At 70.0% G+C, this 23,211-nt stretch carries 22 protein-coding genes, 1 tRNA gene and 2 rRNA genes (1 of these 25 cut by a window edge); all 25 read left to right on the plus strand.

The genetic code is table 11. The annotated features are described in order from the left end of the window. Window positions 1–1,806 (plus strand): 23S ribosomal RNA (locus tag VZF99_RS06680); it begins 1,291 nt to the left of the window's first position. Between the two features lie 92 nt (window positions 1,807–1,898). Continuing rightward, window positions 1,899–2,015, plus strand: a 5S ribosomal RNA gene (rrf, locus tag VZF99_RS06685). A gap of 651 nt (window positions 2,016–2,666) precedes the next feature. After that, complete coding sequence (locus VZF99_RS06690; protein WP_407335945.1) at window positions 2,667–3,209, plus strand: hypothetical protein; 543 nt, start codon at window positions 2,667–2,669, stop codon at window positions 3,207–3,209. Window positions 3,210–3,214: 5 nt separating this feature from the next. Next, window positions 3,215–4,213: an HAD-IIA family hydrolase gene (locus tag VZF99_RS06695; RefSeq protein WP_407335946.1), complete on the plus strand. Its 999-nt coding sequence runs from the start codon at window positions 3,215–3,217 to the stop codon at window positions 4,211–4,213. A gap of 10 nt (window positions 4,214–4,223) precedes the next feature. Further along, window positions 4,224–4,436, plus strand: coding sequence for a hypothetical protein (locus VZF99_RS06700; RefSeq protein WP_119191625.1), 213 nt, complete (start codon window positions 4,224–4,226; stop codon window positions 4,434–4,436). Next, window positions 4,436–5,257, plus strand: a complete 822-nt coding sequence (locus VZF99_RS06705) for a TlyA family RNA methyltransferase (protein WP_067715729.1) — start codon at window positions 4,436–4,438, stop codon at window positions 5,255–5,257. The genes VZF99_RS06700 and VZF99_RS06705 overlap by 1 nt, the downstream gene beginning before the upstream one ends. Next, window positions 5,254–6,183, plus strand: coding sequence for an NAD kinase (locus VZF99_RS06710; protein WP_185950576.1), 930 nt, complete (start codon window positions 5,254–5,256; stop codon window positions 6,181–6,183). Before VZF99_RS06705 ends, VZF99_RS06710 begins: the two co-directional genes overlap by 4 nt. A gap of 9 nt (window positions 6,184–6,192) precedes the next feature. After that, a complete protein-coding gene (gene recN / locus VZF99_RS06715) occupies window positions 6,193–7,938 on the plus strand; it encodes a DNA repair protein RecN (protein WP_096905556.1) in 1,746 nt (581 codons plus the stop codon). Window positions 7,939–7,996: 58 nt separating this feature from the next. Continuing rightward, the gene (steA, locus tag VZF99_RS06720) at window positions 7,997–9,169 is read left to right on the plus strand and encodes a putative cytokinetic ring protein SteA (protein WP_253003549.1); all 1,173 of its coding nucleotides are present in this window, start codon (window positions 7,997–7,999) and stop codon (window positions 9,167–9,169) included. Continuing rightward, window positions 9,166–10,098 (plus strand): copper transporter, encoded by a 933-nt coding sequence (locus VZF99_RS06725; protein ID WP_241742447.1) that lies wholly within the window; start codon window positions 9,166–9,168, stop codon window positions 10,096–10,098. The genes steA and VZF99_RS06725 overlap by 4 nt, the downstream gene beginning before the upstream one ends. 58 nt (window positions 10,099–10,156) lie before the next feature. Next, window positions 10,157–11,986, plus strand: a complete 1,830-nt coding sequence (locus tag VZF99_RS06730; RefSeq protein ID WP_120283077.1) for a CTP synthase — start codon at window positions 10,157–10,159, stop codon at window positions 11,984–11,986. Between the two features lie 5 nt (window positions 11,987–11,991). Continuing rightward, window positions 11,992–12,561, plus strand: a complete 570-nt coding sequence (locus tag VZF99_RS06735) for an NUDIX hydrolase (protein ID WP_120283079.1) — start codon at window positions 11,992–11,994, stop codon at window positions 12,559–12,561. A 16-nt stretch (window positions 12,562–12,577) separates the two neighbouring features. Beyond that, complete coding sequence (locus VZF99_RS06740) at window positions 12,578–13,528, plus strand: site-specific tyrosine recombinase XerD (protein ID WP_120283081.1); 951 nt, start codon at window positions 12,578–12,580, stop codon at window positions 13,526–13,528. A gap of 102 nt (window positions 13,529–13,630) precedes the next feature. Further along, on the plus strand, window positions 13,631–14,506 hold the full coding sequence (locus VZF99_RS06745) for a ParA family protein (RefSeq protein ID WP_067715749.1): 876 nt from the start codon (window positions 13,631–13,633) through the stop codon (window positions 14,504–14,506). Window positions 14,507–14,513: 7 nt separating this feature from the next. Further along, entirely contained in the window at window positions 14,514–15,359 is an 846-nt protein-coding gene (locus VZF99_RS06750) for a ScpA family protein (RefSeq protein WP_067715751.1), read from the plus strand. Then, complete coding sequence (gene scpB, locus VZF99_RS06755; RefSeq protein ID WP_394344338.1) at window positions 15,350–16,063, plus strand: SMC-Scp complex subunit ScpB; 714 nt, start codon at window positions 15,350–15,352, stop codon at window positions 16,061–16,063. Before VZF99_RS06750 ends, scpB begins: the two co-directional genes overlap by 10 nt. Before the next feature lie 7 nt (window positions 16,064–16,070). Beyond that, a complete protein-coding gene (locus tag VZF99_RS06760) occupies window positions 16,071–16,829 on the plus strand; it encodes a pseudouridine synthase (RefSeq protein WP_407335947.1) in 759 nt (252 codons plus the stop codon). After that, window positions 16,826–17,551 (plus strand): (d)CMP kinase, encoded by a 726-nt coding sequence (gene cmk / locus VZF99_RS06765; protein WP_407335948.1) that lies wholly within the window; start codon window positions 16,826–16,828, stop codon window positions 17,549–17,551. Before VZF99_RS06760 ends, cmk begins: the two co-directional genes overlap by 4 nt. Then, complete coding sequence (gene der, locus VZF99_RS06770; protein ID WP_407336090.1) at window positions 17,551–19,017, plus strand: ribosome biogenesis GTPase Der; 1,467 nt, start codon at window positions 17,551–17,553, stop codon at window positions 19,015–19,017. The genes cmk and der overlap by 1 nt, the downstream gene beginning before the upstream one ends. Before the next feature lie 71 nt (window positions 19,018–19,088). Next, a tRNA-Pro gene (locus VZF99_RS06775) sits at window positions 19,089–19,162 on the plus strand. 185 nt (window positions 19,163–19,347) lie between these two features. After that, entirely contained in the window at window positions 19,348–19,974 is a 627-nt protein-coding gene (locus VZF99_RS06780) for a DUF4178 domain-containing protein (RefSeq protein ID WP_407335949.1), read from the plus strand. Beyond that, a complete protein-coding gene (locus tag VZF99_RS06785; RefSeq protein ID WP_407335950.1) occupies window positions 19,971–20,561 on the plus strand; it encodes a DUF2617 family protein in 591 nt (196 codons plus the stop codon). The genes VZF99_RS06780 and VZF99_RS06785 overlap by 4 nt, the downstream gene beginning before the upstream one ends. Then, on the plus strand, window positions 20,558–20,977 hold the full coding sequence (locus VZF99_RS06790; protein ID WP_407335951.1) for a DUF4247 domain-containing protein: 420 nt from the start codon (window positions 20,558–20,560) through the stop codon (window positions 20,975–20,977). The genes VZF99_RS06785 and VZF99_RS06790 overlap by 4 nt, the downstream gene beginning before the upstream one ends. 43 nt (window positions 20,978–21,020) lie before the next feature. After that, complete coding sequence (locus VZF99_RS06795) at window positions 21,021–21,473, plus strand: DUF350 domain-containing protein (RefSeq protein WP_407335952.1); 453 nt, start codon at window positions 21,021–21,023, stop codon at window positions 21,471–21,473. Window positions 21,474–21,495: 22 nt separating this feature from the next. Then, window positions 21,496–23,097 (plus strand): polyamine aminopropyltransferase, encoded by a 1,602-nt coding sequence (locus VZF99_RS06800; protein ID WP_407335953.1) that lies wholly within the window; start codon window positions 21,496–21,498, stop codon window positions 23,095–23,097. Window positions 23,098–23,211 lie beyond the last annotated feature (114 nt).

Raw genomic sequence — 23,211 nt, forward strand, 5'->3', positions numbered from 1 at the left:
GGGAGCGTCGTGTGGCCATAGAAGCGCCGGAGTGATCCAGGCGTGGAGGCCACACGAGTGAGAATGCAGGCATGAGTAGCGAATGACGAGTGAGAAACTCGTCCGCCGAATGATCAAGGGTTCCTGGGTCAAGCTAATCTGCCCAGGGTGAGTCGGGACCTAAGGCGAGGCCGACAGGCGTAGTCGATGGACAACGGGTTGATATTCCCGTACCCGTGTATGCGCGCCCATGGTGAATCAGTGATACTAACCGCCCTGAACGTCCTAGAGCATCCTTCGGGATGACGTGGACCGGATGCGCGGGACCTGAACTGGTAGTAGCCAAGCGATGGGGTGACGCAGGAAGGTAGCTGGGCCAGTCAGTGGTTGTACTGGTGTAAGAGTGTAGGCCGTGACATAGGCAAATCCGTGTCACATCAAGGCTGAGACTTGATGCATACCCGTTGTGGGGAATTCAGTGATCCTATGCTGCCGAGAAAAGCCTCTAGTGAGTTCATACACGGCCCGTACCCCAAACCGACACAGGTGATCAGGTAGAGAATACCAAGGCGATCGAGAGAACTGTGGTTAAGGAACTCGGCAAAATGCCCCCGTAACTTCGGGAGAAGGGGGACCACGCCCGGTGACGATCCTTGCGATCTGAGCTGGGGGTGGTCGCAGAGACCAGAGAGAAGCGACTGTTTACTAAAAACACAGGTCCGTGCGAAGACGTAAGTCGATGTATACGGACTGACGCCTGCCCGGTGCTGGAAGGTTAAGAGGACCGGTTAGCCGCAAGGCGAAGCTGAGAATTTAAGCCCCAGTAAACGGCGGTGGTAACTATAACCATCCTAAGGTAGCGAAATTCCTTGTCGGGTAAGTTCCGACCTGCACGAATGGCGTAACGACTTCTCTGCTGTCTCGACCACAGACTCGGCGAAATTGCACTACGAGTAAAGATGCTCGTTACGCGCGGCAGGACGAAAAGACCCCGGGACCTTTACTATAGCTTGGTATTGGCGTTCGATTCGGTTTGTGTAGGATAGGTGGGAGACTGTGAAGCATGCACGCCAGTGTGTGTGGAGTCGTTGTTGAAATACCACTCTGATCGTATTGGACGTCTAACCTCGGCCCATGATCTGGGTTAGGGACAGTGCCTGGTGGGTAGTTTAACTGGGGCGGTTGCCTCCTAAAGAGTAACGGAGGCGCCCAAAGGTTCCCTCAGCCTGGATGGCAATCAGGTGTTGAGTGCAAGTGCACAAGGGAGCTTGACTGTGAGACTGACACGTCGAGCAGGGACGAAAGTCGGGACTAGTGATCCGGCACCGGCAAGTGGAAGCGGTGTCGCTCAACGGATAAAAGGTACCCCGGGGATAACAGGCTGATCTTCCCCAAGAGTCCATATCGACGGGATGGTTTGGCACCTCGATGTCGGCTCGTCGCATCCTGGGGCTGGAGTAGGTCCCAAGGGTTGGGCTGTTCGCCCATTAAAGCGGCACGCGAGCTGGGTTTAGAACGTCGTGAGACAGTTCGGTCTCTATCCGCCGCGCGCGTAAGAAACTTGAGGAAGGCTGTCCCTAGTACGAGAGGACCGGGACGGACGAACCTCTGGTGTGCCAGTTGTTCCACCAGGAGCATCGCTGGTTAGCTACGTTCGGAAGGGATAACCGCTGAAAGCATCTAAGCGGGAAGCCTGTTCCAAGATGAGGTTTCTCACCACCTTCGCGTGGTTAAGGCCCCCCACAGACCATGGGGTTGATAGGCCGGAACTGGAAGCGCAGCAATGCGTGCAGGTGACCGGTACTAATCGGCCGAGGGCTTACACACAAACAGCCCCTAAAGAATCGCAACGCGTCCACTGTGCAGTATCTGAAACAACACACCCACGCGGAAAACACGTGGGCCTTGTTTCACAGAGTTACGGCGGCCATAGCGGCAGGGAAACGCCCGGTCCCATTCCGAACCCGGAAGCTAAGCCTGCCAGCGCCGATGGTACTGCACTCGTGAGGGTGTGGGAGAGTAGGTCACCGCCGAACACAACTTAAAGACCAGCGGGAGGGACTATATGTTCCTCCCGCTGGTCGCATTTGTGCCCTTCTACCCACTCCAGTGCCGGTCCGTCCGGTGCACGTAAGGTGAACGACGTGAACGAACCTCGGCCCGAGAACACCGACCGCTCGCCCCGACGCGGCGACCGCGACGTACCCCGCCGGGGAGATCGGGCTCCACAGGAGCGTCGTAGAGACAACAGCTCGTACGGCGAGCGCCGCGGAAAGCGCTACGACGGCTCGGAGACAGGCCGGTCGGACGGTGCGAAGCAGGCCGATCGACAGGATGCACGTCCGCGTTCCGCCGGCGACGGCACCGCACGTCGCGGTGCCGGCTCCGACGGCGGAGGCGGTCCGCGACGGGCCCCCGTCGGCGGTCGCGGCGGCGGAAACCGACGCGTCAGCGGAGACCGACGCGGATCCGGCGCCCCGGGCGGGGCCCGGCGAGGTGGCCGGCCCGGCGACGACCGTAGATCGGAGGGGCGTCCCGGTCAGGAGGCACGCCGAGCGGCCAGGGCCGACGAGCCGCAGCTGCCCGATGACATCGAGGCAGGCGACCTCGACCCAGAGATCCGCCGCGACCTGCGCAGTCTGGACAAGTCCAACGCCGAGTCCGTCGCCAAGCACATGGTGGCGGCCATGTACCTGGTCGACGAGGATCCGCAGCTCGCGCTCGCCCACGGTCGCGCGGCCAAGAACAGGGCCGGGCGCATCGGTGTCGTTCGGGAGACTCTCGGCGTGCTGGCGTACCGCGCCGGCGAATGGTCGGAAGCGCTGAGCGAACTCCGGGCGGCCCGCCGGATCTCCGGCGGGCCGGGCCTGCTGGCGATGATGGCCGATTGCGAACGAGGCCTGGAGAGGCCCCAACGTGCCATCGAACTGGCCCGTGGGGAGGAATCGAGGATGCTCGAGGGGGACGAGCTCATCGAACTCCGCATCGTGGAGGCCGGTGCCCGGGTGGACATGGGCCAGTTGGACGCTGCCCTGGTGACCCTCCAGGACGCCGGCCTCGACAAGGACGCCCGCGGTGAGTCCGCGGCGCGTCTCGACTACGCCTACGCCGAGGTGCTGCTCGTCGCCGATCGCAAGAAGGAGGCGGCCGACTGGTTCGGTCACGCCGTCACCGCGGACCCCGAGCAGACCACCGACGCGGAGGCTCGTCTCGCGGAGCTCGAGGCGTAGGTCAGTTGAGCTCCCTTTCGCTGGCCGCACGGCACGACGCCCTACTCGTCGATCTCGACGGCACTCTCATCCGCGGTAGCCAGCCGATCCCGGGGGCCGCGGAGGCGCTCGCGAACGCGGGGCTCCCCGTGGTCTACGTGACGAACAACGCGAGCCGCTCGCCCAGGGACACCGCCGACCACCTTCGGTCGCTCGGCTTCTCCGCCGGTGCCGACGACGTCATGACCAGCGCGCAGGCCGCGGTGGTGATGGCTGCGGACCATGTCGATCCCGGTGCCAGGGTCCTGGTGGTGGGACACGACAGTTTCCGCGACCTCGCCCGGCAGGCCGGGTACGAGGTCGTCCTGTCCGCCGACGACGATCCGGAGGTCGTCCTGCAGGGACTGTCCCGGGAACTGACCTGGTCGGATCTGGCCGAGGGATGTCTGGCGATCCGTCGGGGTGTGCCCTGGGTCGCGTCCAACGTGGACGCCACGTTGCCCACCGAACGAGGCCTGCTCCCCGGGAACGGGGCCCTGGTCGCCGCCCTCCGTGCGGCGACCGATCGGGAGCCCCTGGTCGCGGGCAAACCGGCCGCCGGCGTGTTGACCGCCGCCGCGGATCTGGTCGGTTCCACCCGCCCGCTGGTCATCGGTGACCGCCTCGATACGGACATCCAGGGTGCGGTCGCCGCCGGGATGCCGTCGCTCATGGTGCTGACCGGCGTCCACGGCGTCGCCGATCTCCTGGTCGCGGATCCCGACAGCCGGGCCACCTACCTGGCGGACGATCTCTCCGCACTGTCTGCCTCGGCGGAGGCCAGCCGGATCGACGCCGCAGTGGAGTTGGACGGAACGGTCGAGAACGGTGCCCTGCACCTGACCAGCGCGCCGGAGGCGCTCGATCGGCTCGATCTCGCCCGTGCGGTGGTCAGACTGGCGTGGCGTCACGAGTCGAAGGCATTCCGGGCGGCCGACGAGGGTCTGCGATCCCGGCTGGCGGGTGCAGGTCTCGGCGTCGGCTAGCGTGTAGGCCGTGACGACCCCCGGACCACAGCCACGCCCCGGGCCCGCGGGCCCCGACACCGACGAACTCCGCTCGACGTTCGACGATCTGCTCGCCGATTCCGTCGGGGGCCAGGGCGCTGGACCGGACGGCTCATCTGTCCGGGACGACCAGGTGGCCGCCCTCGACGCCGCCCACGAGCTCCTCGCGCAGGCGCTGACGGCGCTGGACAGTCGGCGCTGATGGTCGCGAAGCGGATGCGGCTGGACGCCGAACTGGTTCGCCGCAAGATCTGTGACAGTCGGGAACGCGCCCGTGATCTCATCGATTCCGGGCGCGTGATCGTCAACGGGGTGGCAGCCACCAAGCCCGCGACCCAGGTCGAGCCGACCACATCGATCGCGCTCACCGCCTCCGATGAACCGGACTGGGCATCCCGCGGAGCCCACAAACTGGTCGGAGCCCTCGAGGCGTTCTCCGACGTGCCGGTCTCCGGAGCTCGGTGTCTCGACGCAGGCGCGTCGACCGGCGGGTTCACCGATGTCCTGCTCTCGCGTGGCGCCACCCGCGTCGAGGCGGTGGACGTGGGGTACGGACAGTTGGTGTGGCGCCTGCGCAGCGACGAGCGCGTGGGCGTGCACGACAAGACCAACGTCCGCTCCCTGACCCCGGACGACATCGGTGGCCCGGTGGACCTCGTGGTCTCCGACCTGTCGTTCATCTCGCTCGCACTCGTCCTGCCCGCGCTCGCAGCGTGCGTGCGCCCGGGAGGCGACCTGTTGCCGATGGTCAAGCCCCAGTTCGAGGTGGGCCGCGAGCGTGTCGGCCAGGGCGGTGTGGTGCGCGACCCGGCACTGCGGATCGAGGCGGTCACCGGTGTCGCCCGGGCTGCCGCGGCACTCGGACTGGAGCCGCTGGGATGCGTCGCCAGCCCGCTCCCCGGCCCGTCCGGGAACGTCGAGTACTTCCTCCACCTCCGTAAGGTCGGCGCGGGAGAGCGACTCGAGATGAGCGCCGAGGCGCAGCAGGCCATACGGACGGCAGTAGAGGAGGGCCCGCAATGAACGGCACGCCCGGACCGGTGCACTCGCGAAGGATCCTGCTCGTCCCCAACGTCGCCCGGCAGGACATCGTCGCCACCGTCGCCCAGGTGGTCGACGCGTGCGCGACCAGGGGCATCGCGGTACGGATGGTGGAGGGCACCAGCGAGAGCGTCGCCACGGGGGCGGGCGTGGAGACGGTCCCTGACATCCCCGAGGCCGCCGAAGGGTGTGAACTCGTCCTGGTCCTCGGTGGTGACGGCACGTTCCTGCGCGCCTGCCAGTACGCCAACGCCGCGGACGTGCCGATCCTGGGGGTCAATCTCGGACACATCGGCTTCCTCGCCGAGTCGGAGGTCTCCTCGCTCAGTGGCGTCGTCGAGCAGATCGCGGCGAAGGACTACAGGGTGGTCGAACGGATGACGGTGGAGGCCACCGTCATCCACGGGGACACCGTCCTGGCCCGGGACTGGGCACTCAACGAAGTCAGTATCGAGAAGGTCTCCCGGCAGGGCGTCCTCGAGGCGTCCGTGGAGATCGACGGCCGACCGGTCAGTGACTACGGCTGTGACGGCATGTTGGTCTCCACGCCGACCGGGTCGACCGCCTACGCGTTCTCGGCCGGCGGGCCGATCGTCTGGCCCGAACTCGACGCCATCCTCGTGGTCCCCAACAACGCCCACGCGCTGTTCGCCCGTCCGATGGTCGTGGCACCCTCCTCCAGGGTCGCGGTGGAGACCGGGGTGCATTCCGGCCCGGCAGTGGTGGTGGTGGACGGACGACGCCTCGTCGACGTCCCGCCGGGCAGCCGGGTCGAGGTGGTGCGGGGCGCGCGCCCGGTCAAGTGGGTCCGACTGGACGACTCGCCGTTCACCGACAGACTGGTCACGAAGTTCGAACTGCCCGTCACCGGGTGGCGTGGGCGGTCCGCTGTCCGGCCCCTCACCTAGGGTGGGTGCGTGCTCACGGAACTTCGGATCAGCGGCCTCGGCGTCATCGACGAGGCCGTGGCCGATTTCTCGCCCGGGCTGTCGGTGCTCACCGGCGAGACCGGCGCGGGCAAGACGATGGTGGTCACGGGACTGAGGCTCCTGGCCGGAGGGCGCGCGGACCCCGGGCGTGTCCGGCGCGGTGCGGAGAAGGCACTCGTCGAAGGGCGCTTCGACCTGGCCGCGACGGCCACCATGGACGCCGCCGACCGACGCGACCTCGACGAGTTGCTCGAGGACACCGACGTCGAACTCGACGAGGACGGCAGTGTCATCGCCGCACGCCGGGTGGGTGCGGACGGCCGTTCGCGTGCCCGGCTCGGGGGGAGGTCTGTCCCCGCCGGGACCCTCGCCCGCTTCTGCGCGCCGGTGCTGGCCGTGCACGGCCAGAACGATCAGCTGCGTCTGCTCCGTCCGGACAGGCAGCGAGACGCCGTCGACGCCCACGGTGGGGACGAGGCGCGGGCGGCCCTCGACGCCTACCGCGACACCTATCGGCTGTGGCGGGACGCCGAGCGTTCACTGGCGGAGCGCACCGGTCGGGCTCGTGAGCTGGCCCGGGAAGCCGACCTGCTGCGGATGGGACTCGAGGAGATCGATGCCCTGGGGCCCGAGCCCGGGGAGGAGGCCGAACTCGACGCCCGCATCCGCCGACTCACCGATTCCGAGGAACTGCGAGAGGTCGCGGGGCAGGCCCACGACGTCCTCGCCGGTGACGGCGAGACCAGCGAGCCGGTGGTGGGCGTCCTCGACCAGTTGAGGCACCGTCTGGCCGCTGCCGGTGACCCCGCGCTCGACCCGATCGCCACCAGCATCGGCCAGGCCGTCGCGGCACTCGGAGATGCCGCGACCGAGCTCGGCCTGTACCTGGCCGAGCTGCCGGTCGACGCGGCGGACCTCGACTCGGCATTGGAACGACGCCACGATCTCAGGGCGTTGACCCGGAAGTACGGCACCGATGTCGACGACGTGCTCGCGTGGGCGGACAGGGCCCGTACGCGGCTCGGTGAGGTCGACACCTCCGACTCCGCCGTCGCCGAACTCCGTTCCACCGTGGAGCGCCTCGCTGCCGAACTCGACGAGCGCGGAGCCACACTGACGCGCATCCGACGCGCCGCCGGGGACGATCTCGCGGAGAGGGTGTCCGCCGAGCTGGCAGAGCTGTCGATGGGCGGGGCCCGGCTCGTGGTCCGGGTCACCCGATCAGGTGAAGGCCTCGACGGCGCCTCGGAGTCGGGTCTCGACGACGTCGAGCTGGCGCTCGACGGGCCGTCGGGCATCGTCCCGCTCGGCCGAGGCGCGTCGGGAGGCGAGCTGTCGAGGGTGATGCTCGCGCTCGAGGTGGTGCTGGCCGAGAGATCCGGGGGAGGGACCCTGGTGTTCGATGAGGTCGACGCGGGAGTGGGCGGCCGGGCGGCGTTGAGCATCGGTAAGCGGCTGGCCAGACTGGCCAGAACCCACCAGGTCATCGCGGTGACCCACCTCGCCCAGGTCGCGGCGTACGCCGACACGCACCTGGTCGTGCACAAGGACACCGGCGCCGGGGGATCGGACGGGGTCGTCTCCGGGGTCACGGCGGTCGCCGACTCCGATCGGGTGACCGAACTCGCCCGGATGCTCGCCGGTATGGAGGACACCGACACAGGTCTGGCACATGCGCGGGAGTTGCTGGAGAAGGCACAACGGGAAAAGTCTCAAGCTCAAGTCGACCGTTAATCCGACACGCCGGGCAGACCTCCCTGGTCACGTGAATCACACGCGTGATACTCGGCGCATGAAGATGTCGGGTCTGCTCAGCCGTCGTTCCACTGACCTCGCCGGTGTCGTGGGCACCGTCCGCCAGATCGGGGTGGGGTCACCGGTCCCCAGGAAGCTCGGCGCCAAGGACGTCGCCGTGCTCGATCTCAACCGCGCGCCCGCCGACACCGCCCGCGCTCTCGTCGACGCCGGGGTGGCGGCAGTGGTGCACGTGCCCCGTCAGGGGGAGGAGATGCTCCCCCGCGCCGCGTTCCGGATCCTCGCCGCGTCGACGATCCCGGTCATTGAGGACGCGGACCTGTCCGGGGTCGCCGACGGGACCCGGGTGCGGATCGACGACGGCGTCGTCTACTCGGTCAAGTCCGAGGACGAGATCACGAGCGGCCGCGAGGTCGACCCGGCCACACTCCTCGCTGAGGTGGACGCCGCGGAGAGCGGGTACGTCGAGTCGGCGCTGGCGCACCTGGCCAACGCCACCGAGTTCCTCAGCCTCGAGCACCCGCTGCTGCTGGACGGCGAGGGCCTCCCGTCGATCGACGTCGACTTCACCGACCGTCACGTCGTGGTGGTCACCGGTGACGCGGCCGCGCGCGGCCAGCTCGCCGAGCTCAAGCCGTTCATCCGGGAGTACCGACCGCTGCTGGTCGGCGTGGGTGCCGGCGCGGAGTTCCTGCGCTCCGCTCGGCTGACGGCCGACGTCGTCGTCGCGACCCCCACGGACGTGTCCGACGAGGTCCTCACCGACGGCGCCGTCCTGGTGGTGCCCGCCGACCGCGACGGGCGCGCGGAGGGCCTCGAGAGGATCACAGAGCTCGGACTGGGGGCCACGACATTCCCCGCCGCCGCGACCGCGAGGGACATGGCGCTGCTGCTGGCCTACCACGGGGGCGCCGAGATGATCGTGGTGACCGGTGACGACAGGGGGCTCGAGAACGCGTTCCGCGACTCGTCCGCGCCCTCGTCCACGATGGTCGACACGACCGTCTCCTCCCGCTTGGTCCACGCCGACGCCTGTGCGACCTTGTACCGGTCTCGTGGCGCCGGGATCGGACTCGCCCTGGTCGTGCTCGCCGCCCTGATCGCGGTGGCCGCGGTCGTGGTGGCCCGCGACGCCGCCGCGGACCTGCTCATCTGGGCCGTCGAGACCTGGAACTCCTTCGCGCTCTGGGTCCAGGGGCTCTTCCGTTGATCTCCCTGCGTCGCCACGTCCTGACGCTGGTGGCCGTGTTCCTCGCTCTCGCGGTGGGGGTCGTCCTCGGGTCGACGTCCGTGGCGACGTCCATCAGGGACGCGGTGGTCGAGCGGGAGGAGACGACGGCGGCGCGGCTCGAGGCGTCGCAGGACGATCTGGCCGCGGAGCGGCTCGCCGTCGACCGACTCGACTCGCTGGCGGGAGACCTCACCCCGGCCGTCGTGGACGGTCGGCTCGACGGGAGGCCGGTCCTGACGATCGTGGCACCCGGCGCCTCCGACGAGGACGTCTCGGCGGCCCGCGAGGTGATCGACGCGGCCGGCGGGATCGACGCGGGCCGCGTCACCCTGACGGACAAGGCCGTCGACCCGGAGGCGGACGCGGAGCTCCAGGCGCTCGTCGCGAACCTGCCCATCGGCACCGCCCCGGCCGCTGGTGCGGACCTCGGTACCCAGCTGGGCACGGCGCTCGGTCGCGCGGGGCTGCTGCGCGCCGAGGACGCAGAACCGCACCTCGAGGACGACGACCGGGAAACGGTCCTCACCACCCTCGCGGATGCGGGGATCATCGGCTACGAACCCGGGACCCTTCGGCCCGGACAGCTCGCGTTGGTCGTGACCGGGCCCCGGGACGAGGAATCGACCGGGGTCCGTGTCGCCGCTCTGGCCCGCACCCTCGACGGTGAGGGCGCCGGCGCGGTGGTCGCCGTGCGGACGGGCGACTCCGGGGGACGCGACGCGGTCAGCATCCTGCGGTCCTCGGCGGAGGAGGACGTCTCGACCATCGATGACGCCGGTACCGAGGCGGGACGTCTGGCGACGACGCTGGCGCTGGCGGAGCAGCTCGACGGTGGGCAGGGTCACTACGGGCTGAGGCCGGACGCGACCGCCGCGGCGCCGTCGCTCCCCCCGACGCCGGAGCGGTGATAGCCTGAAGCCCCGTGGGGTGCACCGGAGCCACACCAGCATTCATCCATTCCGGCGTATGGACACGGGAGTCCCCTTGGCACTGAACCGAACCGCATCGCGGTCCGAGACCAAGCACATCTTCGTCACCGGCGGCGTGGCGTCGTCGCTGGGCAAGGGGCTCACCGCCTCGAGTCTCGGGCAGTTGCTCACCGCCCGCGGTCTCCGTGTGACCATGCAGAAGCTGGACCCGTACATCAACGTGGACCCCGGCACGATGAACCCCTTCCAGCACGGCGAGGTGTTCGTCACGGAGGACGGCGCCGAGGCCGACCTGGATCTCGGCCACTACGAGCGGTTCCTCGACCGCGATCTGGACGCGAAGGCCAACGTCACCACCGGGCAGGTGTACTCCGCGGTCATCGCCAAGGAGCGCCGCGGCGAGTACCTCGGTGACACCGTGCAGGTGATCCCGCACATCACTGACGCCATCAAGGACCGCATCATCGCGATGGGCGACCCCGATGACCAGGGGCGCCGCCCCGACGTGGTCATCACCGAGGTCGGTGGGACCGTCGGTGACATCGAGTCCCAGCCCTTCCTCGAGGCGTGCCGGCAGGTCCGCCACGAGGTGGGCCGCGAGAACATCTTCTTCCTGCACGTGTCGCTGGTCCCGTACCTCGCGCCGTCCGGGGAGCTCAAGACCAAGCCCACGCAGCACTCGGTGGCCGCGCTGCGCTCGATCGGCATCGTCCCCGACGGGTTGATCCTGCGCTCGGACCGGGACGTCACCGACGGGCTCAAGGCCAAGATCGCGCTGATGTGCGACGTGGACCTCGAGGGCGTCGTGTCCACCCCGGACGCCCCGAGCATCTACGACATCCCCAAGGTGCTGTTCAACGAGCACCTCGACACGCACGTCATCCGGCGGCTCAACCTGCCGTTCCGGGACGTCGACTGGACCGTGTGGGGCGACCTGCTCCAGCGCGTCCACGAGCCGCGCGAAGAGGTCGAGATCGCCCTCGTGGGCAAGTACATCGACCTGCCCGACGCGTACCTCTCGGTCACCGAGGCGCTGCGCGCCGGCGGCTTCGCGCACCACGCCCGCGTCAACATCCGGTGGGTGGAGTCCGACGCCTGCACCACCGAGGCCGGCGCGCGCGAGGCGCTCCGTGGTGTGGACGGCATGCTCATCCCCGGCGGGTTCGGTATCCGGGGGATCGAGGGCAAGCTCGGCGCCATCTCGTGGTCCCGCAAGAACCGCATCCCGCTGCTCGGGCTGTGCCTCGGTCTCCAGTGCTCGGTGATCGAGGCTGCCCGCTCGGTCGGGCTCGAGGGCGCCTCCTCCACCGAGTTCGACCCCGATGCCGAGCACCCGGTCATCTCGACCATGGCCGATCAGGTGGACGCGGTCGCCGGCAACGCCGACCTCGGCGGCACCATGCGTCTGGGCTCCTACCCGGCCACGCTCACCAAGGGCTCGGTCGTGGCCGAGGCGTACGGGTCCACCGAGATCACCGAACGTCACCGCCACCGCTACGAGGTCAACAACGCCTACCGCGACAGGATCGCCGAGTCCGGCCTGATGTTCTCGGGGACCTCCCCGGACGGGCACCTGGTCGAGTTCGTCGAGTACCCGCGCGAGCAGCACCCGTTCTTCGTCGCCACCCAGGCGCACCCGGAGTACAAGTCGCGTCCGACCCGCCCCCACCCGTTGTTCGTCGCGTTCATCAAGGCCGCGCTCGACTACGAGAACGAGATGCGACTGCCCGTCGAACCGTGGCGCACCGGTCAGAGCGGGGACTCCGGCCCGGAGACCGTGGACGCACCGGACGCCAAGACGTCCAGCGTGCGTGCCGACGAGGTGGACACCGAGGCGGCCTCCGACACCCGCGCGGACGGGAGCTGACCGGCGTGTCCGAGCGCGGTGCCCCCGGGACTCACGACTACCGGACCGTCGCGAGCCGTGAGATCTTCGACGGTCGCGTCGTGCGGCTGCGTGTGGACACCCTGACCATGCCGGGCGGGGGCACCGCCGACCGGGAGATCTGCGGTCACGACGACGCCGTCGCGGTGATCGCCCTCGACGACGACGACCGGATCACCCTCGTCCGGCAGTACCGGCACGCCGTGGGGGAGCGACTCTGGGAACTGCCCGCGGGTCTGTGCGATGTCGACGGCGAGGAGCCCCTGGCGACCGCGCGCCGTGAGCTCGTCGAGGAGACCGGTCTCGAGGCCGAGCACTGGCGCCCGGTGATCGAGATGGTCCCGTCCCCGGGGTTCTGCACGGAGCGCGTCCACGTGTACCTGGCCACCGGTCTCCGCGAGGTCGAGCGCCCGGAGGCGGAGCACGAGGAGGCGGACATGGAGGTCGCGCGCATGCCGTTCGCCGAGGCCGTCGACGCCGTGCTGGACGGCCGGATCGTCAACGGTATCGCCGTGGCCGGCATCCTCGCGGCCCGCACGGTGATCGACCGGTCCTGACGGGATCGGACCCCCGGTGACCTCGGAGGGCGGCGCCACCGTGCAGATCCGCGGGTACCTGGACCACCTCGCCGTCGAGAAGGGGGCCTCGGCCCACACCCTGGCCGCGTACCGCCGCGACCTGGAGAAGTACCGACGCTATCTCACGGCCGCGGGCGTCGACGACCTGACGTCCGTGACCGAGGCGCACGTGGAGGAGTTCCGCACCCGGTTGGCCACCGCCGACCCGGACGAGGGACGGAAGGCCCTGGCCCCCAGCTCGATCGCGCGGACCATGGCGGCGGTCCGTGGTCTCCACCGGTTCGCCACCCGCGACGGGGTGACCGCCCTCGACGCGGCCGCCGCCGTCACCCCGCCCCGTCCGCCGCGGCGGCTCCCCAAGGCACTGCCGGTCGACCGGATGATCGCGGTGATCGAGGCGGCCGGCGCCACCGAGACGGACACCGACCCCGCACGCCTGCGCGACCGCGCGATGCTCGAGTTGCTCTACGCCTCCGGTGCCCGGGCCGCCGAACTCGTCGGGCTCGACGTCGACGACCTCGACGGTCTCGACCACCCCGACGGTGGAGCGGTGATCCTGCGGGGCAAGGGCGGCAAGGAGCGGGTCGTCCCGGTCGGGCGTCCGGCGTGCGAGGCGGTGGGGGCCTATCTGGTGCGTGCCCGACCCGCGCTCGCCACCCGAGGGGGCCCGGCCCTGTTCCTCAACGCCCGCGGTGGGCGCGTCACCAGGCAGACCCTGTGGAACGTGGTGTCGGTCGCGGCACGACGCGCCGGTGTGCAGCAGGACGTCTCACCACACTCGTTCCGGCACTCGTTCGCCACCCATCTCCTCGACGGCGGGGCGGACATCCGTGTAGTCCAGGAGCTGCTGGGACACTCCTCGGTCACCACCACGCAGGTGTACACCCTCGTCACCGTCGACACGCTCCGAGAGGTCTGGGCCGAGTGTCACCCCCGGGCACGGTAACGTGACCGTGGATACGGCCCGGCGCGCTCGAGACGGCACGCTCGACACGGCACGGGTGAGACGGCGAGGAGAGGAGATGCGGTGGCGCTGAACACTGGGGCGATGGACCCCGCGTTGTTCTCCCGCGCCGAGCTCCTGGGCGCCGACGACCCGGCGGCCGGCGAGGGGTTCTCCGCGATCCCCGAACCGGAAACACTGTCCTCGCACGGGCCCGCCGTGGTGTTGTCGATGTGCAACCAGAAGGGCGGCGTCGGCAAGACCACCAGCACGATCAACCTCGCGGCGGCACTGGCGGAGTACGGCCGCAGGGTGCTCGTGGTGGATCTCGATCCCCAGGGGGCGCTGTCCGCGGGCCTGGGCATCCCGCACCACCAGCTCGATCTCACCGTCTACAACCTGCTCGTGGACAACTCCGTGTCGACGGAGGAGGTCCTGGTCCGGACCCGTGTCGAGGGCGTGGACCTCATCCCCGCCAACATCGACCTGTCAGCCGCGGAGATCCAGCTCGTCAACGAGGTCGGTCGCGAGCAGGCGCTGGGCCGCGCCCTGTACCCGGTCCTGGACCGCTACGACTTCGTCCTCGTCGACTGCCAGCCGTCGCTGGGCCTGCTCACCGTCAACGCGCTGGCGTGCTCGGACGGCGTGCTCATCCCCATGGAGTGCGAGTACTTCTCGCTGCGCGGGTTGGCGCTGCTGACGGACACGATCGACAAGGTGCGCGACCGCATCAACCCCCGACTGCACCTCACAGGCATCCTCATCACGATGTTCGACCGTCGGACGGTCCACGCCCGCGACGTGCTCAGCCGGGTCGTGGAGGTGTTCGGAGACAAGGTGTTCGACACACTCGTCACCCGCACCGTCCGGTTCCCGGAGACCACCGTCGCCGGCGAGCCGATCACCACGTGGGCTCCGAAGTCCGCGGGTGCGCAGGCCTACCGCGCCCTGGCGCGCGAGGTCATCCAGCGCGGCAGGTGACCGGGCGGTGACCGGCGTCGGGCCCCCGTCGGGTCAGGACCCGGTCGGGTCGGCGACGGAGGTCGGGGACCCGCGGGCGTTCACCGTCCACCTGACCAACTTCACCGGTCCGTTCGACCTGCTGCTGGGGCTCATCGACTCCAAGCGCCTCGACGTCACGGAGGTGGCCCTCCACGCCGTCACCGACGAGTTCATCGCGCACACCCGCCGCCTGGGCACGGAGGCCGGGCTCGAGGAGGTCACCGAGTTCCTGGTCGTCGCGGCGACACTGCTCGACCTCAAGACGGCCCGACTCGTCCCGTCCGGCGAGGTCCAGGATCCCGAGGACCTGGCCCTGCTGCAGGCCCGGGACATGCTCTTCGCCCGCCTGCTGCAGTTCCGGGCGTTCCGTCAGGTCGCGGAGCTGTTCGGTGAGCTCGACCGCACCGCGCGACACGCGTACCCGAGGACCGCCGGGCCCGACGAGGAGTTCCTGGGACTGCTCCCCGAGGTGGAGCTCGGGGTGGATCCCGACCAGTTCGCCACCATCGCCGCGGTCGCGTTCCGGCCACGGCCGGTCGACGAGGTGGGGGTGGGGCACATCCACGCCCCCGTCGTCTCGGTCCCCGAGCAGGCGGGCCGCGTCCTCGAGCTGTTGAAGTTCCACGGCGAGGGTCGGTGGGTGGACTTCCGCGACCTGATCACGGGGTGCGACGACTCCCTCGTCGTCGTCGCCAGGTTCCTCGCCCTGTTGGAGTTGTACCGGGCGCGCGCGGTCGCGCTCGCCCAGGACGAGGCACTGGGGGACCTGTTGGTGAGGTGGACGGGCGTGGACGCCGACGAGGTGACGAAGGGAAGGGACGAGTGGACGTGAACGACGTGTCGAAGCCCGGGGACCCCGAGCCGGTGGCGATCGGGGACGACGACGAGCCCGGTGTGCCGGAGCCGGAGGGGCCGCCGCTCCGTGCCCGGCTCGAGGCCCTGGTGCTGGTGGTGGACCAACCGACACCGGAGAGCGCACTGGCCGCGGCCGCCGGATCGACGGTCGCCGAGGTCGAGGCCGAGCTGCGGGCGTGGCGGGACGAACTCACGGCCGCGGGGAGCGGGATGGACCTGCGTCGCAGCGGCGACGGCTGGCGTCTCTACACCCGCCGCGACCTGGCGCCGTACGTGGAACGGCTCCTCACGGACGGCACCAGGGCCACCCTGACCCGGGCCGCGCTGGAGACCCTGGCCGTGATCGCCTACCGGCAGCCGGTCACCCGGTCGCGGGTCGCGGCGGTCCGCGGGGTGAACGTCGACGGTGTGATGAGGACGCTCGTGGCGCGCGGGCTGGCGGTGGAATGCGGCACAGATGCGGACACCGGGGGCATCCTGTATAGGACCACAGAGCTATTTCTGGAAAGATTGGGACTCACGTCGCTCGACGAGCTGCCGGACATCGCCCCGTTGCTGCCGGATGTCGACCTGGTCGACGAGATGAGCGACGACCCCGCGGACGATCCGCGGATCCCACTGGGGCGGCGCCGAACCGCGGCGCCCGACCCCACACCCCGAGACGACGACGAAGAGATGTGACGTTTTCATGACTGAATCCGCTGGCCGAGACGGCGCACCGGTCCGCCTCCAGAAGATCCTGGCCCAGGCCGGGGTCGCCTCCCGCCGGGCCTCAGAAGAGCTCATCGCCCGGGGACGGGTGGAGGTCGACGGCAAGAAGGTGCGCGAGATGGGCGTCAAGGTCGACCCCGCCACGGCGGTCATCCGCGTGGACGGCACCCGTATCGTCCTGGACGACACCCTGGTCTACCTCGCACTGAACAAGCCCCGCGGTTACCACACGACCATGTCCGACGAGAAGGGACGGCCCTGTGTCGGCGACCTCGTCGCGGACCGCGTGGACGCCGGACAGCGACTGTTCCACGTCGGGCGTCTCGACGCCGAGACCGAGGGCCTGCTCCTGGTGACCAACGACGGCGAGCTGGCGCACCGCCTCATGCACCCGTCCTACGAGGTCTCCAAGACCTACATGGCGACGGTGACCGGCGTCGTGGGCAAGGGCGTCAACAAGCAGTTGCGCGCCGGGGTGACCCTGGAGGACGGACCCGCCAAGGTCGACCAGTTCTCGATCCTCGACATCTACGACGGGCGCTCGCTGGTCAAGGTCGTGCTCCACGAGGGCCGCAAGCACATCGTCCGGCGGCTGCTCGCCGAGGTCGGGCACCCGGTCGAGGCGCTGGTGCGGACCCGGTTCGGGGCCGTCGCACTCGGCGACCAGCGTGCGGGCACCTTCCGCAGGCTGGGCCGCAAAGAGGTCTCCGACCTGTACGAGGCGGTAGGCCTGTGAGCGCCCCGAGCGCCCCGGCCGCGCGTCGACGTATCGCGATCGACGGCCCCGCCGGCACCGGGAAGTCCACCCTGGCACGCACGCTGGCCCGGCGGATCGGCGGCGCGTACCTCGACACCGGCGCGATGTACCGGGTGGCGACCCTGCAGGTCCTGCGCGCCGGGATCGACCCGGAGGACGCGGCCGCCGTGATCGCCGCGACGGCCGACCTGCCGCTGGAGATCGGCACCGACGCCGGAGCCGAGCGCGTCCTGCTGGCCGGTGAGGACGTCAGCGACGAGATCCGCACCGCCCGCGTCACGGCCGCGGTTTCGGCGGTGTCCGCCGTGCCCGAGGTCCGCCAGAACCTGGTCCTCCTGCAGCGACGGCTGGCCGCCAGCGGGGGCACCGTCGTCCTCGAGGGGCGCGATATCGGCACCGTGGTGCTGCCGGACGCCGAGGTGAAGGTCTACCTCACCGCCAGCCCGGAGGTGCGGGCCCGGCGCCGCACCGACCAGGACCTGGCCGCCGGCCGCGAGGCCGACTACGACGAGGTGCTGGCCGCCGTCATCGAACGCGACCGCAAGGATTCCACGCGCGCCGCGAGCCCGCTGCGGCCCGCCGACGACGCCGTCGTCATCGACACCTCCGACCTCACCCTCGACGAGGTGCTCGACCGCCTGGTCGCGCTCGCCGAGGGAATCCACGCGTCGCACGGCGCCACCGCAGAAGGGAACGCATGATGCCGACCAACGAGGATAACCCCGAGTTCGACCTGCCCGCCGGTCCCGGTGAGGAGACCATCGAGGACGGCTGGAATGACGACACCGACTGGGAGGCGGTCGCCGCGGAGTTCGCCGACGAGATCGGGGCGGTCACCGAGGGCGTGGAGATCCTTCCCACCGTCGCGATCGTCGGCCGACCCAACGTCGGGAAGTCCACCCTGGTGAACCGCATCATCGGCCGCCGGGAGGCCGTCGTCGAGGACGTCCCGGGCGTCACGCGCGACCGGGTCTCCTACGAGGCGCTGTGGAACGGCCGCACCTTCATGGTGCAGGACACCGGTGGCTGGGAGCAGGACGCCAAGGGCATGCACCGCTCCATCGCGCAGCAGGCCGAGATCGCCATGGGCACGGCCGACCTCATCGTGCTGGTGTGTGACGGCACGGTGGGCATCACCGCCGCCGACGCCACGGTGGCCAAGAGCCTGCGTCGGTCCGACACCCCGGTCATCCTCGCCGTCAACAAGGTCGACAGTGAGAAGGCCGAACTGGAGGCGGCCGAGTTCTGGTCCCTCGGCCTGGACGAGCCCCACGCCATCTCCGCCGCCCACGGTCGCGGCACGGCGGATCTCCTCGACGAGATCCTCCGGCAGCTGCCGTCCAAGGCGAGGATGCGTGAGGCCACCAACGTGCCGCGCCGTGTCGCGCTGGTCGGCAAGCCCAACGTCGGTAAGTCGAGTCTGCTCAACAAGCTCACCGGCGAGGAGCGCTCGGTGGTCGACAACGTCGCCGGTACCACCGTCGACCCCGTCGACTCACTCGTGGAGCTCGGGGGACGCACCTGGCGGTTCGTGGACACCGCCGGCCTGCGCCGCAAGGTCAACCAGGCCTACGGTCACGAGTACTACGCCTCACTGCGCACCCGTGGAGCGATCGAGGCGGCCGAGGTGGTCGTCCTCCTGCTCGACGCCTCGGAGCCCATCACGGAGCAGGACCTCCGGGTGATCTCCATGGTCGCCGACGCCGGCCGTGCGCTGGTGATCGCGTTCAACAAGTGGGACCTGGTCGACGAGGACCGACGGTACGACCTCGACAAGGAGATCGACCGCGAACTGTCGCGGGTGCTCTCCTGGGCGCACCGTGTCAACATCTCCGCCAAGACGGGCCGCGCCCTGGCGAAGCTGGTGCCGGCGATGGAGACCGCGCTCGACTCGTGGGACAAGCGGATCCCCACCGGGCCGCTCAACACATGGATGAACGAGGTCGTCGCTGCGACCCCGCCACCCATGCGCGGCGGACGCCTGCCCCGCATCCGGTTCTGCACCCAGGCCACCACCCGGCCGCCGACGTTCGTGTTCTTCTCCACGGGCTTCCTCGAGGCCGGGTACCGCCGCTTCCTCGAGCGCCGCCTGCGTGAGACGTTTGGTTTCGACGGCTCCCCGGTCAGGGTGAACGTCCGGGTCAAGGAGCGCCGCCAACGCAAGTGACCAGGCGATTTCGGCCCGGGCGAGGGGGTGCGCTAGTCTGAGCGAGTCGCCGCGTGAGCCGCGGTGGCGGACGGGCTGTGGCGCAGCTTGGTAGCGCACTTGACTGGGGGTCAAGGGGTCGCAGGTTCAAATCCTGTCAGCCCGACACAGATTGGACGAGATCAGGGCCGGTTTCCCGAGAAGGGAGCCGGCCCTGAGCCCATTTCGGGGAGATGGACTCGCCTCGCGTGAACCGGGAGCCTCCCACGGAGCCTGGTGGGTTAGCCTTTCCTGGTCAGGAAGCGGCGGCCCGGGTCGACCGTCGATCATCGATCCAGGAGTGGATGCGCGGTGGGAGAGCTACTCGTCATAGTGGGGTTGGTGGTCGCGGTGGTCGCGATCATCGGGATCATCGTCAAGGCCCGGGGCGGGAAGAGGCCTGCCACGGCCGCGGCCCGCCGCGACCCGCTGGCCGCCGACCAGCCGATCCACGGATTCGGACCGCGTGAGCTCGGCCCCGGCGCGATCGTCGCCTACGGCGGTGTCGACTACGTGGTGCGTGGATCGATCACCCTGCGCCAGGGCCCGTACGTCTGGTGGGAGCACCTCCTGGAAGGCGGGGACGGTGCGCAGTGGCTCGGTGTCGAGGAGGATGAGGGGACCCTCGAGCTGACCTGGTGGACCACCCGGAAGGGCCTCGGCGTCAGTCCCGGGTCCGAGGTGATCGTCGACGATCGTGTCCATCGTCTCGAGGAGTCGGGCGAGGCGGACTACTCGTGCGAGGGGACCACCGGCCTGCCCGAGCGCGGTCGGATGCGCTACCAGGACATGCGGACCGGGGACGGTAGTTCGCTGCTCTCGTTCGAGAACTGGGACGGGGCGGGCTGGGAGGTCTCGACCGGCCGTCCGATGTCGCGGGGCGAGCTGACCGTCTACCCGGCGCCCCCTGCGGCCGGCGACCCGGACTACAGGCGGTGACCGTGCACGACCTCGTCGCGGAACCGAGCGACGTCGCGGCCGCCGCGCTCGGGTACCGGGTCGGCGTGGAGCCCGAGCGGGACGCCCTCGTCTCGACCGTCCTCGAACACCCGGTGCACCACATCGCTCTACGCCTGTCGATCCTCGGTGCGTCACACGCCGTGACGCTCGTGATCGACGGACGCGATGCGATGACCGAGGAGGTGTCCTGCCGCGCGACGACCGCCGGGGGCGCGCCGTTGCCGGCCGAGGTGTCCTGCCCCGGCCCATGGGGTGTGCACCACCTGCGCGGGGCCACCGAGACGCTCTCCGCCGACGCATTCGGGGAACTGGTGGATCGCCTGACCGCGCTCGCGGCAGCCGATCCGACCGTGCTCGCGGGACGGTTCCCGGGCTCTGAAGGGGCGCTCACGGTGGTGGCCACGACGCCGGACGACACGGGCTGGTCGTGGGACACCTGGCACCTCTACCCGGCTGGAGACGACTCCGGCGAGAGTGGTGGCGACGTCGTCGCCACCACGTCCCGGGTGCACGTCGCCGGGATGAACGGCGCCGGGGTGGACGGTGCAGAGGGGGTGGCCTCGTGAAGCCCTACCGCGGGTGGATCATCGCGCTCGTCGCCGGACTGTGCGCGGTCCTGCTGGGCCTCGTCCTGGTGGGGTCCGGCACGAACGCCGTGCGCTACGTCCGCGAGAACTACACGCCGGTGGCCGGCGCGTCCCAGACCTACGAGTGCCGGGGCGACCGGGACTCCACGGCGAGGGACATCAGCAACCACGAGCGGCCGGACGCCGACCAGCTGAACGAGGACACCCGGTACCTGAGGTACGGGGACGACATGATCGTCGTCGGCCGCTCCGGCGATCTCGCCTGTCGCGTCCAGCTCGACGAGAACTCGCGCACGCTCCGTTCCGGAGGCTTCATCTTCCTCGGCGGGGCCTTCGGCCCGGGCAGCCCGGCGCGGTCCGCCGGGGGCAGCTCCGGCGGGGTGGGCGCGAAGTGACCCACGAGACGCCCACAGACCACCCGAACCCCGAGGAGACACGGTGACCATCGCCGCCGGAACCGCCGACCACGTACCCGAACTCCTGGACGGGATCGGGGTGTCGCTGGCGTACTTCGGCGTCGGCGCCCTGGTCCTGGTACTGGGTTTCGTCATGCTCGACCTGCTGACGCCGGGCAGCCTGCGCCACCACGTGTTCGTCGACCACCGTCCCAACGCCGCGGCGCTGTTCGTGTCCTCGGCGTTCTCCCTCGCGATCATCGTCGTCACTGTGATGACCAACGCCTCGGACTCCCTCGTGTTGGGCCTGATCGACGTCGCCGTCTACGGCCTGCTCGGCGTGATCTTCCAGGCCGTCACCCTGGTGATTCTGGAACTGCTGGTCCCTGGCAGGTTCCGCGACCTCGTCGGCGCGCCACGGTTCAGCACCGCCGCACTCGCCGTCGCGGCCACACTCGTCGCCGTCTCCGCCGTGAACGCGGCCGCCATTGCCTGACGAGGTCGGCACGGCGGTTCCCGTGCCGACGGAGGCGGACCCTGCCGGAGAACCCCCGCCGCGCGCCGGCCGCTGGTGGCGTCCTGTCGTGCTGGCCTCCGTCGCCGCGTGCGCCGCCTGCGGGCTCATTTACGAGCTCGCCCTCCTCACGCTCGCGACGACAGTCCAGGGCGGAGGGATCGTCGCCACGAGTCTCGTGGTGGCCGGGTACGTCGCGGCCCTCGGCCTCGGCGCATTGCTGGCCAAGCCGTTCGTCGACCGCCCGGCGTCGAGCTTCGTCGCCGTCGAGTCGACGCTGGGGCTCGTCGGTGGGGCGTCGGCCACGGCGCTCTATGTGACCTTCACGACCCTGGGGTCGGACTCGGCGTCGTTGGTGACGCTGGTGGTGGCCACCGCCGCGATCGGCGTGCTGGTGGGCGCAGAGGTGCCACTGCTCATGTCCCTGCTGCAGACCGGCCGCCGGACCGGGTCGGCCGAGGCCGGCCGGGTACTGGCCGATCTCAACGCCGCCGACTACCTGGGGGCGCTCGTCGGGGGACTGCTGTGGCCGTTCCTGCTCCTGCCGTCGTTCGGGATGCAGCAGGCCGCCGCCATCACGGGGGTGGTCAACGTGGCCGCCGCGGCCGTGCTGCTCGCGCTCGCGTTGCGGGGTCTGCTGACCCGGACACAGACTGCCGTAGCGGCGTTGTCGCTCGCGCTGGTCGCGGCTCTGCTGGGCACGCTGCTCGTCGCGCTCGACGACGTCACCGAGTGGTCGCGGTCCAAGCTGTACCCGGACCCGGTGCTCTCCCACACCCAGTCCGCCTACCAGGAGATCGTCGTCACCAGAGCGAGGTACAACGGCCGCACGGACCGCCGTCTGTACCTCGACGGCACGCTCCAGTACTCGAGTCTGGACGAGTACCGGTACACCGAGGCGCTGGTCCAGCCCGCGATGGCCGAGCGGCCCGGCGACGTGTTGGTACTCGGCGGCGGCGACGGTCTGGCGGCCCGAGACCTCCTGGCCGTGCCGGGCGTTCGGCGAGTGGTCCAGGTGGAGCTCGACCCGGCCGTGCTGGAGATCGCCCGCACCGAGCTGCGCGCGGACAACCGGGGTTCCCTCGACGACCCGCGCGTCGAGGTGGTGGTCGACGACGCCTTCGCGTGGCTGCGCCGGGGCGGCGACGGCGCCGTGCCGCCGGGCGGCTTCGGGGCGGTGCTCGTGGATCTGCCGGACCCGCGCAACGCCGCGCTGTCCCGCCTGTATTCCGAGGAGTTCTACGGCCTCGTGCGCGGGGTCACCGGCGATGACGGCCTCATGGTCGTCCAATCGGGGAGCCCGTTCTCCACACCACGGCAGTTCTGGCGGACGGTGTCGACAGTCGATTCCGCGGGATGGGGCACGACCCCGTACCACGTTCACGTCCCGACGTTCGGGGACTGGGGTTTCGTCCTGGCCTCGGCCGACGGTAACGCCCCGGATCTCCGACTGCGGCCCGACGTCACCGGCCTGCGATACCTCGACCAGGGGACCCTCGAGGCAGCCGGCCGGTTCGGTCGCGACGTGGCCCCGATGCGACTCGAGCCCTCCACACTCGACCGGCCCCGGATCCTCGATGACGCCCGACGTGGCTATGAACGCTGACCGGTGCGGAGCCGGCCTGCCACCCGCGGGGGAACACGGGGCCGGGGCCTACCGTTGTAACCGATAGGTATCCCGTGAGAAGAGCCGCGCGCCGGACGCGCGGGCGAGGAGGGG

The sequence above is a fragment of the Dietzia kunjamensis genome, from assembly GCF_045689975.1.
Lineage (GTDB): Bacteria > Actinomycetota > Actinomycetes > Mycobacteriales > Mycobacteriaceae > Dietzia > Dietzia kunjamensis.